Below are 15,095 nucleotides of genomic sequence, written 5' to 3' on the forward strand. Positions count from 1 at the left end.
TCGACTGGCCGGGCCGTCGGAGGGAGGGAGCCGGTGGGACGCCGACCCCGGAGCGGGCTGCAGGAGGAGCTGCTGCGGCTGCTGCGCCCGCCGGACCCGCGGCGGGAGCAGCTGCTCAGCGAGCGGGTCGCGCCCACGCTGGCCGCGGTCGCCGACCGCATGGCGGGCCGGCCGGCGGACGAGGTGGCCGCCGCGCTGGAGGCCGCGGTGCGGGAGGCCGGCGGCACGCCGGACCGGGCGGCGCTGCGGGAGCTCGCGGCGCAGGTCGAGGCCGGCGAGAACCCGTTCGCCTGAGGGCCCGGACGGTGGGACGCTCGGTCCGGAGGGGTGCTCCCCCGTTCCTCCGCCCCGGCCGAGGTGAGGCCCGATGTCCGACGCGGCGATCCGCCGGCTGAGCGCGGCCGGTGTGGGGGCGTGCCTCCTGATGGCCGGCTGCGCCGGTGACCCGGGCGCCTCCCCCGCCCCGGCGGCTCCGGCGACGCGCGTCCCCGACTGGCGGAACACCACCTACACCGTGACCTGCGACGGCGTCGTCCCGGACGGGTTCGCGGCGACCCTGCGGGACGGGTCGGCGCGGGTGCCGGCCGCCGCGGGTCCCTACGACTGGTTCGACGTCTCCCTCGGCGCCGCGGTGAGCGGGGACGTCGACGGCGACGGCCGGCCGGACACCGTCGTCCTGCTGCGGTGCTCCCCGCAGCCGTCGAACGGGATCGTCGAGGAGGTGCACGTCCTCGACGCCGGCGGCCGCCGGCTGGCCGTGCTGCCGAGCCCGCGCACGCTGCCGCGGGCCGACGTCCTGCCGCCGGTCTACGACCCGGACGGGCTCTCGGTCGAGGACGGCCGGGTGGTGGCGGTCATGCGGGTGTACGAGCCGGGCGACACCCACGCCGGCGGGCCGTCCGGGCGGATGACCGTCCGCTGGGAGTGGGACGGCGGGGAGCTCGAGCGGCTGCCCTAGCCCGCCCGCCGGACGGGTCAGGCGCGGGCGAACAGCGCCCGGTGCGCCTGGCGGCCCAGGATCTCGGCGGCGAGGCTCTCGCCGGAGCCGCGGCCCTCGAGCAGGGCGGTGAGGTCGTCGCGGTCGGCGGTCGTGGCGTAGTCGGCCAGCTCGCGCTCGAGGGCGCGGCGGGACCGCTGCCACACCGAGCCGCGGCGGGAGGGGGTGAGGAGGGTGGACATGGCGGTTCTCCGAGCTGCGTCTGCGTCGTCTTCTCTGTACCGACTCCATCGTCCTCGCGCGCGGCGCGGCGGTGCGGCATCCGGCCTGTGAGTGTGCGCACCGTGACCGGGCACACCGGCCGCCGTCAGCGGCCGACGAGCGTCGTCTCGAAGTCGTAGCGGGACGCGCGGTAGACGTGCCGGCCGAGCTCCACCGCGCCGCCCTTGTCGTCGAACGCCGTCCGCTCCATGGTCAGCAGCGCCGCCCGCGGCGGCTCCTGCAGCAGCCGCGCCTCGTCGGCCCGGGCCAGGCGCGCGCCGATCCGCTGGTGGGCCACCCGCAGGTGCACCCCCTGCGCGCGCAGGTACTGGTAGAGCCCCCGCTCGGTGAGGTCCTCCACCGACGGGTCGAACCGGCCGGGCAGGTGGTTGGTCATCAGCGCCAGCGGCTCGCCGTGCGAGCGGCGCAGCCGGCGGACCACCACGATCTCCTCCCCCGGCGCGAGGTCGAGCTCCCCGGCGACGTCGGCCGGCGCGGGCCGCCGTTCCAGGGACAGCACCTCGGTCGTCGGCGCCTCGCCGGCGCGGGACAGGTCGTCGTAGAGGCTGGTGAGCTCCACCGACCGGCGGACGTGCGGCTGGATCACCTGGGTGCCCACGCCGCGCTTGCGGACCAGCAGGCCCTTGTCCACCAGCTCCTGCACCGCGCGGCGGACCGTCGGCCGGGACAGCCCGTAGCGCTGGGCCAGCAGCAGCTCGTTCTCCAGCCGCGAGCCCGGGGGCAGCGAGCCGCCGGTGATCGCCCCCTCGATGGCCTGCGCCAGCTGGAAGTACAGCGGCGTGGGACTGGAGCGGTCGATGTCGAAGGTGAGCACGTCTGCCTCCCGGGAAGCGAGCACCGCGGGTCGGTCCGGAGACCCGCTTCCCGCGTCCCCGATGATCGCACCCGGGCGGGCACCTCCTGTCGTCCCCACATCGGGGCAGCCGGACATTAGGACGTCCGGACAAATCACGTCAGCCGTAGGCGGCGCGGAACGCCTTCAGCGCGTCGTCCGGGTCGCCGGACGCCCAGCCCTCCAGCGCGACGACGCCGTCGTAGCCGAGCCGGTCGAGTGCGGCCGCGACCGCCTCGTGGCGGATCTCGCCGGTGCCCGGCTCGCACCGCCCCGGGACGTCGGCCACCTGCACCTCGCCGACCAGCGGCAGCGCCCGCTCCACCAGCGCGACCAGGTTCCCCTCGCCGATCTGCGCGTGGTAGAGGTCGAGGTTGAGCCGCAGGTGCGGGCTGCCCACGGCCTCGACCAGCGCGATGGTGTCCGCGGCCCGGGCGAACGGTGTGCCCGGGTGGTCCATGGCGGTGTTGAGGTTCTCCAGGGTGAACACCCGCCCGGCCCGCTCGCCGAGCCCCGCCAGCCGGGTCAGCGTGCGGGCGGCGGTCAGCCACATCGCCGGGGTCACGACGACCGCGGGGACGACGGGCAGCCCGCGGGCGTCCAGCCCGGTGCCGTGCACGTTGAGCCGGGGGCAGTCCAGCCGCTCGGCGGCCGCCAGCGACAGCTCGGCGGTGCGCAGCAGCTCGGCCGCGCCGTCGTCGTCGGCGAGGGTGCCGGTGACGTAGCCGGTCATCGAGGAGAACGTGGCGCCGGTGCCGGCGAGCGCGTCGAGGTCCTTCGCCGTCCAGTCCCAGATCTCGACCTCGAGGCCGGCCGCGTCGATCCGCCGCACCCGCTCGGCGAACGGCAGGTCGAGGAAGAGCATCTCCGCCGAGGCCGCCAGCCGGTACCGGCTCACTTCTCCACCTCGTCGATCCGCACCGGGCGGCCGGCGCGGACCGACTCCGCCGCGGCCAGCGCGATCGCCAGCGCCGCGCGGGCGTCCTCCCCGGTGACCGGGGGCGGCGTCCGGCCGCGGACGGCGTCGACGAACGCCGCGAGCTCGGCGGTGTAGGCCTCGGCGAACAGCTCCTGGTCGCTGCGGACGGTCTCGGCCACCCGGCCACCGGCGCCGGAGAACACCATGCCGGTGCGGCGGCCGTCGCCCACGGTGGCCATGCCGCCGGAGCCGAGCACCTCGCCGCGGACGTCGTAGCCGTAGGCCGCCTCGAAGCAGGCCTCGGCGACCCCCATCGCACCGTCGGCGAAGCGGACGACGACGACCGCGGTGTCCAGCAGCCCCCGGTCGCGCCAGGCGGGCTCGACCAGCGCGTCGGCGACGGCGTGCACCTCCACCGCCTCCGCGCCGGGGTGCAGGAAGCGCAGCGTGTCGAAGTCGTGGATCAGCGTCTCCAGGAAGACGGTGTCCGGCCGCACCCGGGCCGGGGAGAAGCCGCCCGGGTCGCGGGTGAGCGAGCGCAGAAGCCGCGGCGTGCCGAGCGTGCCGTCGTCGAGCAGCGCCCGGGCGGCGGCCCAGTCCGCGGCGAAGCGGCGGTTGAAGCCCACCTGCAGCACCACGCCGGCGGCGCGGGCGGCGTCGATGGCGCGGTCGGCGTCGGGCAGCGTCACCGCCATCGGCTTCTCGCAGAACACGTGCCGGCCGGCGGCCGCGGCGGCGACCACGAGGTCGGCGTGCGCGCGGGCCGGCGCGGCGACGACGACGGCGTCGACGTCCGGGTCGTCCCACACCTGCGCCGCGTCGGTGTAGGCCCGGCCCGCGCCGAGCACCCCCGTCAGGTACTCGGCGGCGCCCTGCGCGGGGTCGGCGACGGCCACCAGCCGCGCGGACGGCAGCCGCCGGGCCAGGGTCTGCGCGTGGAAGGCGCCCATCCGCCCCGACCCCAGGAGGGCGACGCCCAGCGGGCCGGCGGTCACAGGTCCAGCACCAGACGCGGCCCCGCGGCGCGGGAGACGCAGATCATCATGCAGTCGCCGGCCTGCCGCTCGTCGTCGCTGAGCACGGAGTCGCGGTGGTCGGGGGTGCCCGCGAGCACCGCCGTCTCGCAGGTGCCGCAGGTGCCCTCCGCGCAGGAGGACAGCACCCCGACCCCGGCCGCCTCCACCACCGCCAGGATCGAGCGGTCCGCCGGCACGGGCAGGGTCAGCTCGCTGCGCCGCAGCACCACCTCGAACGGCTCGTCGCGCACCGGCCCGGTCTGCGGGCGCGGCGCGAAGCGCTCCACGCGCAGCGACCGCGGGGGCCAGCCGGCGACCGCGCGCTCGACCGCCGCGAGCAGCGGCTCGGGGCCGCAGCAGTAGACGAGGGTGTCCGGCTGCGGGGTGCCGAGCAGCGCGGGCAGGTCGAGCAGGCCGGTCTCGTCCTGCGGGCGGACCGACACCCGGTCGCCGTGGGGGGCCAGCTCGTCGAGGAAGGCCATCGAGGCGCGGCGCCGGCCGCCGTAGACCAGCCGCCAGTCGGCGCCGGCCGCCTCGGCCGCCCGGACCATCGGCAGGACCGGCGTGATGCCGATGCCGCCGGCGATGAACAGGTACCGCGGCGAGGGCGCGAGCGGGAAGTTGTTGCGCGGGCCGCGCACCCGCACGGGGTCGCCCTCCCGGAGGGTGTCGTGCACGTACCGGGAGCTGCCCCGCCCGTCGGGATCGCGCAGCACGCCGAGCCGGTACGCGGAGTGGTCGGCGGGGTCGCCGCACAGGGAGTATTGCCGGGTGGGCGCCCCGTCGAGGACCAGGTCGACGTGCGCGCCCGGCTCCCACGCCGGCAGCGGTGAGCCGTCGGCCGCGCGCAGCACCAGCTCCACCACGCCGTCGGCGACCTCGCGCTTGGCCGCCACCCGGGCCGGCGCCTCGAACTCGGTGGCGGCGAGGGTGACGCTGGTGGTGCGGTGCCGGACCTCCTCCACGTGCGGGCGGTGCCGGGCGGCCCCGCCGAAGCTGATCGGCAGGTTCTTCCAGACGTACATGTTCGGGGAGCTCGGGTAGAAGACCGGCGGGCCGGCCAGCTCGTAGTCGCCGAGCACCGGCAGCGCCTCCTCCAGCGCGATCCGCGCCTCGAGCCGGGCCAGCGGGGCGCCCAGGCAGCCGTGCACGCCCTCGCCGAAGCCGAGGTGGCGGCCGCGGGGCCGGGTGACGTCGAACGCGTCGGGGTCGGGGAACTGCCGCTCGTCGCGGTTGGCCGCGCCCATGACCAGGACGACGCGGCCGCCGGCCGGGATCGTCACGCCGTGCAGCGTCACCTCGCGGGAGGTGGTGCGGGCGGTGAGCTGCAGCGGGGTGACCAGCCGCATCGCCTCCTCGACCGCGGCCGGGATCAGCGAGGGGTCGGCCCGCAGCAGCGCCCGCTGGTCCGGGTTCTCGGCCAGCAGCTGGAACAGCGTCCCGGTCAGCCCGGCGGTGGACTCCACGCCGCCGAGGAACAGGATCATCATCAGGCCGCTGACCTCGGACTCCGTCGTCACCCGCTCCGGGACGAACGGCACGCCGTCGACGTCGGCCTGCACGAACCGCGTGACCAGGTCGTCGCGGGCGGCGCGGCGGCGGTCGTCGAGCAGGTCGATGAAGAACTGCTGCACGCCGGCGGTGGCCGCCCGCGCCACGGGGGTGAGGTGCGGGGTGCCGGGCACGCGGTCCTTGAGCTCGTGCGTCCAGTGCTCCAGCTGCTCGCGGCGCGCCTGCTCGAGGGGGTCGGGGTCGTGCCGGCCCGGCAGGCCCATGAGGTGGAAGAACACGTCGAAGGGCATCGGCCAGGCCAGCTCCTGGGCGATGTCGACCGTGCCCCGCCCGCCGGTGCCGCGGTCCCGCCAGGTGCCGACCAGCCCGCGGACGACGGCGCGGATGCCGTCCTCCCGGTCGGCGATCCGGCGGGGCACGAAGTACGGCTGGACGACCGAGCGGACCTGGTCGTGCCGGGGGTTGTCCATGCTGCCGATCGACCCCGGCGGCGCCTGCTCGAGGCGGCTGTCGTCGATGTCCATGCCCTCGAAGCTGCGGAAGGTGTCCGCGTCGAGCGCCGCCGCCCGCACGTCCTCGAAGCGGGTCAGCACGTACCAGCCCCAGCGCTCGCTGTGCCACACCGGTGCCTCGTCGCGCATCCGGCGGTACAGGGCGAAGGGGTCGGACGTGTAGAAGTCCGGCCGGAACGGGTCGTAGTCGATCGCGGTGGCGGTGCGGGGGGCGGTGGTCGTCACGGCGGGCTCCCTGCGCGGTGCGGGCGGTGCCGTCGCCGGTCCGGCCGGGCCGACGCGGACGTGCGGCGTCGCCCGGCCGTCCGGCTGCGGCGGGAGGTGGGCACGGCCGGGTCCTCCCCGCGCGGGACGGCGCGGGGGGACCCGGGCGCGGTCAGCGCTTCAGCTCGTGCGAGAGCTCGGCGAGCTCCTGGCCGCCGGCCATCTCGCCGGTGAGCTCCTCGAGGGTGACCTCCGAGCGCTTCTTGTCCAGCACCCGCCGGCCCAGCTTCAGGATCACGAAGTGGTCCCCGACCATGAAGGCGTGGTGCGGGTTGTGGGTGATGAAGACGACCCCGAGGCCGGCGTCGCGGGCCGCGGCCGTGTACTTGAGGACGACGCCGGACTGCTTGACGCCGAGCGCCGCGGTCGGCTCGTCGAGGATGAGCACCCGGGCGCCGAAGTACACCGCCCGGGCGATCGCCACGCACTGGCGCTGACCACCCGACAGCGTGCCGATCGGCTGGTTGATGTCCTTGACGACGATGCCCATCTTCTGCAGCTCGGTGTCGGCGATCTCCCGCATGGCCTTGATGTCCAGCGGCGCCATCGGGTACTTGCCCTTGCGGATCTCCGAGCCGAGGAAGAAGTTGCGCCAGACCTCCATGAGGCCGACCACCGCGAGGTCCTGGTAGACGGTCGCGATGCCGGCGTCGAGCGCCTCCCGTGGCGAGCTGAAGTGCCGCTCCTGGCCGTCGACCCGCAGGGTGCCCTCGGTGTGCGGGTGCAACCCCGAGATGATCTTGATGAGCGTCGACTTGCCGGCGCCGTTGTCCCCGAGGACGCAGGCCACCTCGCCGGCGTTGACCCGCAGGTCGATGCCCTCGAGGGCGCGGATGGCGCCGTAGGACTTGCCGACGCCCTCCATCTCGACCAGCGGCGTGCCGGCCTTCAGGTCCGGGGCGGCGTGCTCCGCGATGGTGTCGGTCATCGTCACTTCCTCCGCGAGGCGTAGTTCTTGACGTACAGGTTGACCAGCACGGCGAGCAGGAGCATCACGCCGAGGAAGGTCCGGAACCAGTTCGGGTCCCAGCCGGCGAAGACGATCCCCTGCGTCGTCATGCCGAAGATGAAGGCGCCGAGGGCCGACCCCACCGCCGAGCCGTAGCCGCCGGTCAGCAGGGCACCGCCGACGACCGCGGCGATGATGTAGATGAACTCGTTGCCCACGCCCAAGCCGGACTGGACCGAGCTGAAGTTGAACAGCAGGTGCATCCCGAGGAACCAGGCCAGGAAGGCGACCCCCATGAAGAGCCCGATCTTGACCTTGGGCACGGGGACGCCGACCGCGCGGGCGCTGGCCTGGTTGCCGCCGGCGGCGAAGATCCAGTTGCCGGCCCGGGCGCGCAGCAGCAGCCACGAGGCGACGGCCACGAACAGCAGCCACCACAGCACCGTGATCTTGACCGTGATGAACCCGAGGTCGATGTCGCTGGCGAACACCGCCCGTGCCGAGTCGAACCCGTCGATGTCGCTGACGTTCGGCGTCGCCACCGTCCCGGTGACGATCTTGGTGACGCCGAGGTTGACGCCCTGCAGGACGAAGAAGGTGGACAGGGTGATGAGGAAGCTCGGGATGCCGGTCCGCACCACCAGGTAGCCGTTGACGAACCCGATGACCAGCGCGACCGCGAGGCTGAACAGAACGCCCACCCACATGTTCAGGCTGAGCTGGTAGGTGAGCATCGCCGCGGCCAGGGCGGAGGTGGTCACCGCGACGCCGGACGACAGGTCGAACTCCCCGCCGATCATGAGCAGCGCGACGCCGACCGCGACGATGCCGATCGTCGAGCTGGCGTAGAGCACGGTGGCGAAGGCGGGCAGGCTCCGGAAGGGTGCGGCGACCGCGTAGAAGAAGACGAAGATCGCGATCGCGGCGGCCAACGCGCCGATCTCGGGACGCGCCAGCAGCCGGGAGACCACCGACCGCTGGGGGCGCGCCTGGACGGCGGACGACGGCGGCGCCGCCGAGGGGGGTGTCGCCACGGATGAGCTCATGTCTGCACTCCAGGGGGAGGGCGGGGGGAGCCGGGCGGCCCCGGCTCCCCCCGAGCGGGGTTACCGGGTGTTGTTGGCCGCGTACTCGACGATCGGGCCGATGTTCTGCTCGTCGACGATCGACGGGCCGGTGAGCACCGGTCCACCACCGCCGATGTCGTTGCCGTTGGTGATGTTCAGCCACAGGGCGGTGACGGCCATGTAGCCCTGCACGTAGGGCTGCTGGTCGACGGAGAAGGCGATGTCACCGTTCTGGATCGACTCGGCCACGTCGGAGTTCAGGTCGAAGGTGACGACCTGGGCCTGGCTGCCGGAGTCGGCCTTGGCCTGCTGCGCCGCCAGGGCGATCGGCGCACCCAGCGTGACGATGTGGGTGATCGCGGGGTCCTGCTGGAGCTTGGCCCCGATCGTCTGCTGCACCGCGGGCAGGTCGGCGCCGGGCACGTTGATGTTCTCGGTGTTGGCGAAGGTCTTCGCCACGCCGGCACACCGGGTCTCGAGCGCGACCTGACCCTGCTCCTGGATGACGCAGAGGGCCTTGCCGCCGCCCTCCTGGCCGATCCGGGTGCCGACGGTCTGGCCGGCGAGGTCCTCGTTGGACCCGAAGTACATCGGCACGCCGTAGTCGGCGTAGTCGTCGATGCCGGAGTTGAAGGCGACGACCGGGATGCCGGCCTCCATCGCCGACTGCGCCGCCGGCCCGACGGCGTCGGGGAAGGCGAGGGTGACCGCGATGCCGTCGACCCCCTGGTCCACGGCGTTCTGGACGAGGGTGGCCTCCTCACTCGAATCCGGGTCGTTCGAGTAGTTGAGCGTGAGGCCGTGGGCCTCGGCGGCGGCCTCCGCGCCGGCGCGGATCTTGTCCCAGAAGGTGTCCCCCGGCGTCTCGTGCGTGATCATCGCGATCGTGTAGTCGCCCTGGTCCGCACCGCCGCCCTCGTTCTGGGCACCGCCCTCGCTGCTGCACGCACTCGCGACCACGACCGTCGCGCTCACCGCCACCGCCAGCTGCAGCGACCTGCGGGTCCTCCTCATGGGCGTCTCCTCGTCGGGATGGCCACCCTCCTGGCGGCCGTCGGCCGGTCCAGACGCCGGACCCCCCGTCACGACGACGTCCTTATGTCTGGACATAGTGACATGTGGAATGTGACATGGGGCACCAGAGGCGTCAAGGGTCCGGCGTGCCCCCGACCGGGACTGCGCGGTCCGCGGGGACCGCCACCCGCTCCCCCCGGGCGGCGGAGTCGGCGATCGCGTCCAGGACGTCCGCCGCCCGCACCGCGTCGGCCAGCGTCGCGCCGTGCGGCTCGCCGGTCGCGGCCGCCAGCAGCGCGTCGCGCGCCTCGACGACCTTCAGGTCGTCGAAGCCCATCGGGTTGCCGGGCCCGGGCTGGAAGGCCGCGTACTCCCCCGCCCCGGGACCGACCAGCACGGTCGCGACGGGCTGGTCCTGCGCGAGCGGGCCGCGGCTGACCTGCAGCTCGCCCATCCGGCGGAAGTCCCACGCCAGGCGCCCGGCGCTGCCGTGCACCTCGAAGCCGTAGGCGTTCTGCTCCCCCGCCGCCACCCGGCTGGCCTCCAGCGCCACCCGCGCGCCGGAGGACAGCCGCAGCAGCGCCGCGACGTGGTCGTCGTTCTCCACCGGCCCCGGGACGCCGCCGGCCGCCAGCGCGTGCCCCGACGTCGGCCCGGCCGGTCGGGGCCGCTGCGGCACGAACACCGCCGTGTCGGCGAGCACGGACTCGACCTCGTCGCCGAGCAGGTGGCGGACCAGGTCGACGGCGTGCGAGCCGAGGTCGGCGAGGACCCCGCTGCCGCCGCGGGCCCGCTCGTACCGCCAGGTCAGCGCCCCCTCCGGCGCGGCGGCGTAGTCGCTGAGGAACGCGACGCGGGCGTGGGTCACCCGGCCGATCTCGCCGGCGGCGACCATCTCCCGCGCCAGGGCGACCGCGGGCACGTTGCGGTAGCTCAGCCCGACGACGCCCTGGACGCCGGCCGCGGCGGCCGCGCCGGCCACCGCGCGGGCGTCGTCGGCGGTCAGGCCGACCGGCTTCTCGATCCACAGGTGCCGGCCGGACCCCGCGACGGCGACGCCGATCTCCCGGTGCAGCCAGTTGGGCGCGGTGACCGACACGAGCTCCACGCGCGGGTCGGCGAGCACCGCCCGCCAGTCCGTGGTGGCCGTGGCGAAGCCGTAGCCGGCGGCGGCGGCCTCGGCGCGGCCGGGGACGTCGTCGGCGACGGCGACCAGCCGCGGGACGACGGGCAGGCCGGGGAAGTGGTGGCCGACCCGGGCGTGTGCGCGCGCGTGCACGGTGCCCATCCAGCCGAACCCGACGACCGCGACCCCGACCGGACGCCCGGTCCCCGGCCCGTTCCCGCCCACGGCACGCCCCCCTCGGCCCCGTGAGTGGGAGCGAGCGTAGGCCCGGACCGGCCCGCGGGGACCGCTCCGTGCCGTGGGGTCGGGAGCCGCCGGGTCAGGCGCGGAAGAACAGCCGGACCGTGGTGCCGGCCGGCCCGGTGCAGACGGCGGCGTCGTCGGCCAGGCTCCACGCCAGCCACATGCCGCGCGCGCCGTCGGCGGGGTCCGGGGGCACGTAGCCGAGCGTCGCGTCGGCCAGGCCGGGCCCGGCGTCGGCCACCTCGACGACGAAGGCGTCCCCGTCGGTCCAGGTCGACAGCTCGGCGAAGGGGGCGGCCCCCAGCGCGTTGACCAGCAGCTCGTGGGCGGCCAGGACGACGTCGCCCAGCCGCGCGCGCCGGCCGGCCGGCAGCAGCACGCTCAGCGCGCGGCGGCCCTGCCCCGGCGACGTCACCGGCAGGACGGGCGCGGCCTCGGGACGCGGGGTCCAGGCCGGCTGCGCCCGGTGCAGGAAGCAGGCCGGGTCCTCGTACGCCGGCTGGGGTGCCGGGGCGGCGCCGTCCCAGGTGAGCGGGTGGGTGCGGGCGACGGCCGCGAGGACGTCGGCGGGCAGCCGCTGGGCGTCGTGCAGGCAGAGGCTGTAGTACGGCATCGTGTCGTAGCAGCGGTTGGCCACCGCCTCGAAGCGGCTCCACTCCCGCCCGTCCTCCCGGGCCAGCCACACCGGCTCGGCGGCCAGCCGCCAGCTCGGCGCCTCGGCGCGGAGGGCGCGCAGGTCGCGGTCGTAGGCCTGCAGCGTGCCGTGGCCGCCGCGCCACCAGGTCTCCGCGGCGGCGAAGACCGCCAGCCGGCCGAGGTCGGTCCCCAGCTGCCCGGCCAGCAGGCTGCGCACCCGCTCCCCGGCGACCACGAGCACCGGCTCGTCCCGGCGGAAGCCCTCGAGGACGAAGGGCACCACCCGCTCGACCAGTTCGGCGTCGGAGGAGAAGACGAACCCCTCGTGGGCGAGGCCGGCGCCGTCCCAGTCGCCGGTCGGGTGCAGCCAGGTCACGGCTGCCCCGGGGCCGTGCCGGACGGCTCCCGGCCGAACGGTTCCAGGCCGAACAGCTCCAGGCAGCGCAGCACGTTCCGGCGCGCCGCGACCGGCCGCAGGTCGATCCCGCGGGCGGCCAGCTCCCGCGCCGCGCCGGCCAGCGCCCGGGCGCCCGCGACGTCGAGGAAGTCGAGGTCCGCGAGGTCGAGCACCAGCTCGCCGGGGGTGTCGCCGGCGACGTCCACCAGCGCGGTCGCCACGTGCGCGGCCTCGGTGAGGTCCACCTCGCCGTGCAGCGACAGCCGGGGTCCGCGGCCGGACAGGTGCGCCAGCGGCAGCCGGTCGCCGAGGTGCTGCAGCGGGTGGAGGACGGCGACCGGCCCGAGGACCTCCGGGCCCACCGACGCGTCGTAGAGACACAGCGCGGTCATGGGGACCGCGGCCATGAGCTCGTCGGCGAGCTGCTCGTAGGCGTGCAGCAGGCGGCGGCCGGCCCGCCCGCCGCGGACCAGCTCGGTGACGTCCGCGGCCACCCGCAGGCCGGTGCGCCCGCCGGCGAGCGCCGCCCGCGTCGCGGCGCGGTAGTGCTCCACCTGCTCGGCCGGGGTGAGGCCGCCCGCGGCCGTGTAGCTGTCGCCGGTCGTCTGCAGGTCGAGCCGGCCGGCGGCGAACAGCTCGTCCCGGTGCGGCAGCCCCGACACCGCGGCCAGCAGGGCGGACCGCGAGGGGCCGACCACGACCAGCTGCTCGTCGCGCCGGTGCCCCTCCTCGAGGAAGGGCACGACCGCCGCGGCCAGGTCGGCGCCGTCGCCGAAGGACCAGCAGGCGTGGTCCCCCGGCCGGAGTCCGGTCGGGGTGCCCAGACCCTGCGGGGTGGTCACCCCGGTGACGCTACCCACCCGCGTCGCCGGTGTCAGGACCCGGACGGATCCGTTCCGGGGGCGCTCGCGGAGGCCCTGGTCAGGCGCGCACGAGGCGGACGGCGTCGACGGCGGCCAGCGCCCCGAGCTCGTCGGCGACCATCCAGACGTCGGCGATCCGGCCGCCGTCGAGGGTGAGGACGTCGACCACCCGCAGCCGCACGTCCCGGCCGGTGGGCGGGAGCGGGCCGGCCGCGGTCTGCAGCGGCCCCACCTGCCGGCCGCCCATCCGGAAGGCGACCACGACCCGGTCGCCGTCCTCGACCACGGCGACGACCTGCCGCTCCACCCGCTCGAAGGTGCCCTGCACCGCCCGGGCGCGGGCGACCAGGTCGGCGGCGGTCAGCGGCCGGCCGTTGACCGTGACGGGGTCGGTGTAGACCGCGCGGAAGGCCTCCTCCGCGGCGGGTCCGCCGGGCAGCGGGTCGGTCCACAGCCGCAGCAGCCGGTCGACGTCGAAGGTCATCGGCCCGTCACCGCCGGGTGCGCAGGATCGTCCCCAGGAGCACGCCGACCAGCAGCACGATCGTCAGGATCGGCCACAGCGGCGACGAGACGTCGACGGTGAACAGGTCGACGGTGACCCGGTCGCGGTTCTGCGGGATGAACGCGACCGTCACGACGGCGAGGACCGGCGCGAGGACCTGTGCTGGCCGGACCCGGCGCCGCGCCGGGCGGGACGACGGGGCGGCGGGTGGGGTCCTGGCGGGTGTCGTCGTGGCCATGGGGTCCTCCGCCGGTCGGGAGTGGCACGGTCGAGGCCGGACGCGCCACCGTCCCGTCGCGGCGGCGGGCCCCGCCTCACCCCGGGCGGACGAGGCGGGCCGTCGGGGACCGCGGCCCGTCCCGACCCTCCGCACCCGGGCCCGGGTCCGGGCACGCGCCGCCCGCTCGCCGAAGCCGCTGTGACCGGCGCCGGTCAGGTCCGGACGACCAGGGTGTGCGCGGCCATGTCCCCGAGCCGCTGCCGGCGGGGGTTGGACAGCACGACGACGAAGGCCACCAGGTAGCCGAGGAGACCGTCGACCACCCGCAGCACGGTGCGGATCGCCGCGGCGGCGTAGCCCGGCGGCGTGGCGCCCGTCCGCTCGTCGACGACCCGGATCCCGGTCGCCATCTTGCCCAGCGTCTGCCCGAGCGCCCCCTCCATGAGGACGAAGTAGGCGAGGGCCGCCACGGCGTAGAGCACGCTGGCCCAAGGCGGGGCGTCGGACACCCACTCCCACGGGCCCACCTGCTCGATGGAGTCGGTGCCCGCGGCCAGCAGGGTGAAGGCGGCGCCGACGACCACGCTGTCGATGAGCGTGGCGAGGACGCGCCGGCCGGTGACGTGGACGTCGGTGGTCGCGGCGTACGGGGCGGAGAGCGCCGTCATGGCTGCCTCCTGCGTCGGGTGCGGGACGGACCGCCCCAGCCTCGCGGGGTGGCCCGTCCCGTCCCCACGCCCGGACGGCCCGGGCGCGCGGGGCCCTTCGGCCCCGGGTCAGTCGCGCACGCGCAGCAGGACCTTGCCGGTGGCGCGGCGCTCGTCGAGCTCGGTGACCGCGGCCGCGGCGTCGGCGAGGTCGTGCACCGTGCCGAGCACCGGCCGGAGGCGGCCCTGCTCGAGCAGCGGCAGCAGGTCGGCCCACTGCTCGCGCACGAAGCCGGGGTCGCCGGTCCAGAACGCGCCCCAGCCGACGCCGACCACCGACACGTTGTTGAGCAGCAGCCGGTTGACCTTGACGGTCGGGATCTCGCCGCCGGTGAAGCCGAGCACCAGCAGCCGGCCCTCGCGGCCGAGGCTGCGCAGCGAGTCGGTGAACCGGTCCCCGCCGACCGGGTCGGCGACGACGTCGACGCCGCGGCCGCCGGTGAGCTCCTTCACCCGCTCGCGGAACCCGTCGGCGAGCACGACCTCGTCGGCGCCGGCGGCGCGGGCCACCTCGCCCTTGGCCTCGCTGGACACCACCGCGAGCACCCGCGCGCCGTAGGCCTTGGCGAGCTGGACGCCCGCCGTCCCCAGCCCGCCCGCGGCGCCGTGCACGAGCACCGTCTCGCCCTCGCGCAGCTGCCCCCGCCGGCGCAGCGCGAAGTGCATGGTCAGGTAGTTCATCGGCAGCGCGGCGCCCTGCTCGAAGGAGACGCCGTCGGGCAGCGGGAAGACGAAGCCCGGGTCGGCCGCGGCCACCTCGGCGAAGCCGCCGAAGCCGGGGAAGGCCGCCACCCGCTGCCCGGCGGCGAGCCCGCTGCCCTCCGGGGCACTGCGCACGACGCCGGCCACCTCGCTGCCGGGCACGAACGGCACCGGCGGCTTGAGCTGGTACTCGCCGCGGCTGAGCAGCACCTCGGGGAAGGTCACGCCGGCGACGTGCACGTCGATCACGACCTTGCCGCCGGCGTCGGGCTCGGGGACGTCGACGACGGAGATGGCCGAGGGGCCGTCGAGGCTGGTGATCTGCGCGGCGCGCACGGGTCCTCCTGGAGGGCTCGGGAGACGGTGCGGCGAGTGTGTCAGAGCACGCCCGC

The 15,095-nt window shown here is 75.8% G+C and carries 17 protein-coding genes; 2 read left to right on the forward strand and 15 right to left on the reverse strand.

Annotated elements, in window-relative coordinates; genetic code table 11:
• The first annotated feature begins 33 nt into the window (after positions 1-33).
• Together ACI8AK_RS13215 and ACI8AK_RS13220 are read left to right on the forward strand one after the other, a co-directional pair.
• Complete coding sequence (locus ACI8AK_RS13215; protein WP_456949251.1) at positions 34-294, forward strand: hypothetical protein; 261 nt, start codon at positions 34-36, stop codon at positions 292-294.
• Positions 295-367: 73 nt separating this feature from the next.
• Positions 368-958, forward strand: coding sequence for a hypothetical protein (locus tag ACI8AK_RS13220; RefSeq protein ID WP_456956590.1), 591 nt, complete (start codon positions 368-370; stop codon positions 956-958).
• Between the two features lie 17 nt (positions 959-975).
• Here the strand turns inward: ACI8AK_RS13220 and ACI8AK_RS13225 are convergent, their stop codons facing one another.
• The 15 genes from ACI8AK_RS13225 to ACI8AK_RS13295 all read right to left on the reverse strand — a co-directional run bounded on the left by ACI8AK_RS13225 (position 976) and on the right by ACI8AK_RS13295 (position 15,039).
• Complete coding sequence (locus ACI8AK_RS13225; protein ID WP_387988141.1) at positions 976-1,179, reverse strand: hypothetical protein; 204 nt, start codon at positions 1,177-1,179, stop codon at positions 976-978.
• A gap of 125 nt (positions 1,180-1,304) precedes the next feature.
• The gene (locus ACI8AK_RS13230) at positions 1,305-2,033 is read right to left on the reverse strand and encodes a GntR family transcriptional regulator (RefSeq protein ID WP_387988140.1); all 729 of its coding nucleotides are present in this window, start codon (positions 2,031-2,033) and stop codon (positions 1,305-1,307) included.
• 139 nt (positions 2,034-2,172) lie between these two features.
• Positions 2,173-2,949 (reverse strand): TIM barrel protein, encoded by a 777-nt coding sequence (locus ACI8AK_RS13235; protein ID WP_456956592.1) that lies wholly within the window; start codon positions 2,947-2,949, stop codon positions 2,173-2,175.
• Positions 2,946-3,965 carry a Gfo/Idh/MocA family oxidoreductase gene (locus tag ACI8AK_RS13240; RefSeq protein WP_456956594.1) on the reverse strand — a complete coding sequence of 340 codons (1,020 nt, stop codon included), beginning with the start codon at positions 3,963-3,965 and terminating at the stop codon, positions 2,946-2,948. Before ACI8AK_RS13240 ends, ACI8AK_RS13235 begins: the two co-directional genes overlap by 4 nt.
• Positions 3,962-6,235 carry a cytochrome P450/oxidoreductase gene (locus ACI8AK_RS13245; protein WP_456956595.1) on the reverse strand — a complete coding sequence of 758 codons (2,274 nt, stop codon included), beginning with the start codon at positions 6,233-6,235 and terminating at the stop codon, positions 3,962-3,964. Before ACI8AK_RS13245 ends, ACI8AK_RS13240 begins: the two co-directional genes overlap by 4 nt.
• Positions 6,236-6,386: 151 nt before the next feature.
• A complete protein-coding gene (locus ACI8AK_RS13250; protein ID WP_387988136.1) occupies positions 6,387-7,202 on the reverse strand; it encodes an ATP-binding cassette domain-containing protein in 816 nt (271 codons plus the stop codon).
• Positions 7,203-7,204: 2 nt separating this feature from the next.
• Positions 7,205-8,257, reverse strand: a complete 1,053-nt coding sequence (locus ACI8AK_RS13255; RefSeq protein WP_387988135.1) for an ABC transporter permease — start codon at positions 8,255-8,257, stop codon at positions 7,205-7,207.
• A 72-nt stretch (positions 8,258-8,329) separates the two neighbouring features.
• Positions 8,330-9,304: a substrate-binding domain-containing protein gene (locus ACI8AK_RS13260; protein WP_387988134.1), complete on the reverse strand. Its 975-nt coding sequence runs from the start codon at positions 9,302-9,304 to the stop codon at positions 8,330-8,332.
• 133 nt (positions 9,305-9,437) lie between these two features.
• A complete protein-coding gene (locus ACI8AK_RS13265) occupies positions 9,438-10,655 on the reverse strand; it encodes a Gfo/Idh/MocA family protein (RefSeq protein WP_456956597.1) in 1,218 nt (405 codons plus the stop codon).
• A gap of 94 nt (positions 10,656-10,749) precedes the next feature.
• Positions 10,750-11,685, reverse strand: coding sequence for an anti-sigma factor RsbA family regulatory protein (locus ACI8AK_RS13270; RefSeq protein ID WP_456956598.1), 936 nt, complete (start codon positions 11,683-11,685; stop codon positions 10,750-10,752).
• Positions 11,682-12,548, reverse strand: coding sequence for an MEDS domain-containing protein (locus tag ACI8AK_RS13275; protein ID WP_456902430.1), 867 nt, complete (start codon positions 12,546-12,548; stop codon positions 11,682-11,684). The genes ACI8AK_RS13270 and ACI8AK_RS13275 overlap by 4 nt, the downstream gene beginning before the upstream one ends.
• A 79-nt stretch (positions 12,549-12,627) precedes the next feature.
• Positions 12,628-13,053 (reverse strand): ester cyclase, encoded by a 426-nt coding sequence (locus ACI8AK_RS13280; protein WP_387988130.1) that lies wholly within the window; start codon positions 13,051-13,053, stop codon positions 12,628-12,630.
• 7 nt (positions 13,054-13,060) lie between these two features.
• On the reverse strand, positions 13,061-13,207 hold the full coding sequence (locus ACI8AK_RS13285; protein ID WP_387988129.1) for a LapA family protein: 147 nt from the start codon (positions 13,205-13,207) through the stop codon (positions 13,061-13,063).
• A 299-nt stretch (positions 13,208-13,506) separates the two neighbouring features.
• Positions 13,507-13,962 carry an RDD family protein gene (locus tag ACI8AK_RS13290; RefSeq protein ID WP_387988128.1) on the reverse strand — a complete coding sequence of 152 codons (456 nt, stop codon included), beginning with the start codon at positions 13,960-13,962 and terminating at the stop codon, positions 13,507-13,509.
• A 108-nt stretch (positions 13,963-14,070) separates the two neighbouring features.
• A complete protein-coding gene (locus ACI8AK_RS13295; RefSeq protein WP_456956600.1) occupies positions 14,071-15,039 on the reverse strand; it encodes an NADPH:quinone oxidoreductase family protein in 969 nt (322 codons plus the stop codon).
• Between the last annotated feature and the right edge of the window lie 56 nt (positions 15,040-15,095).

The sequence above is a fragment of the Geodermatophilus sp. SYSU D00867 genome, from assembly GCF_054050315.1.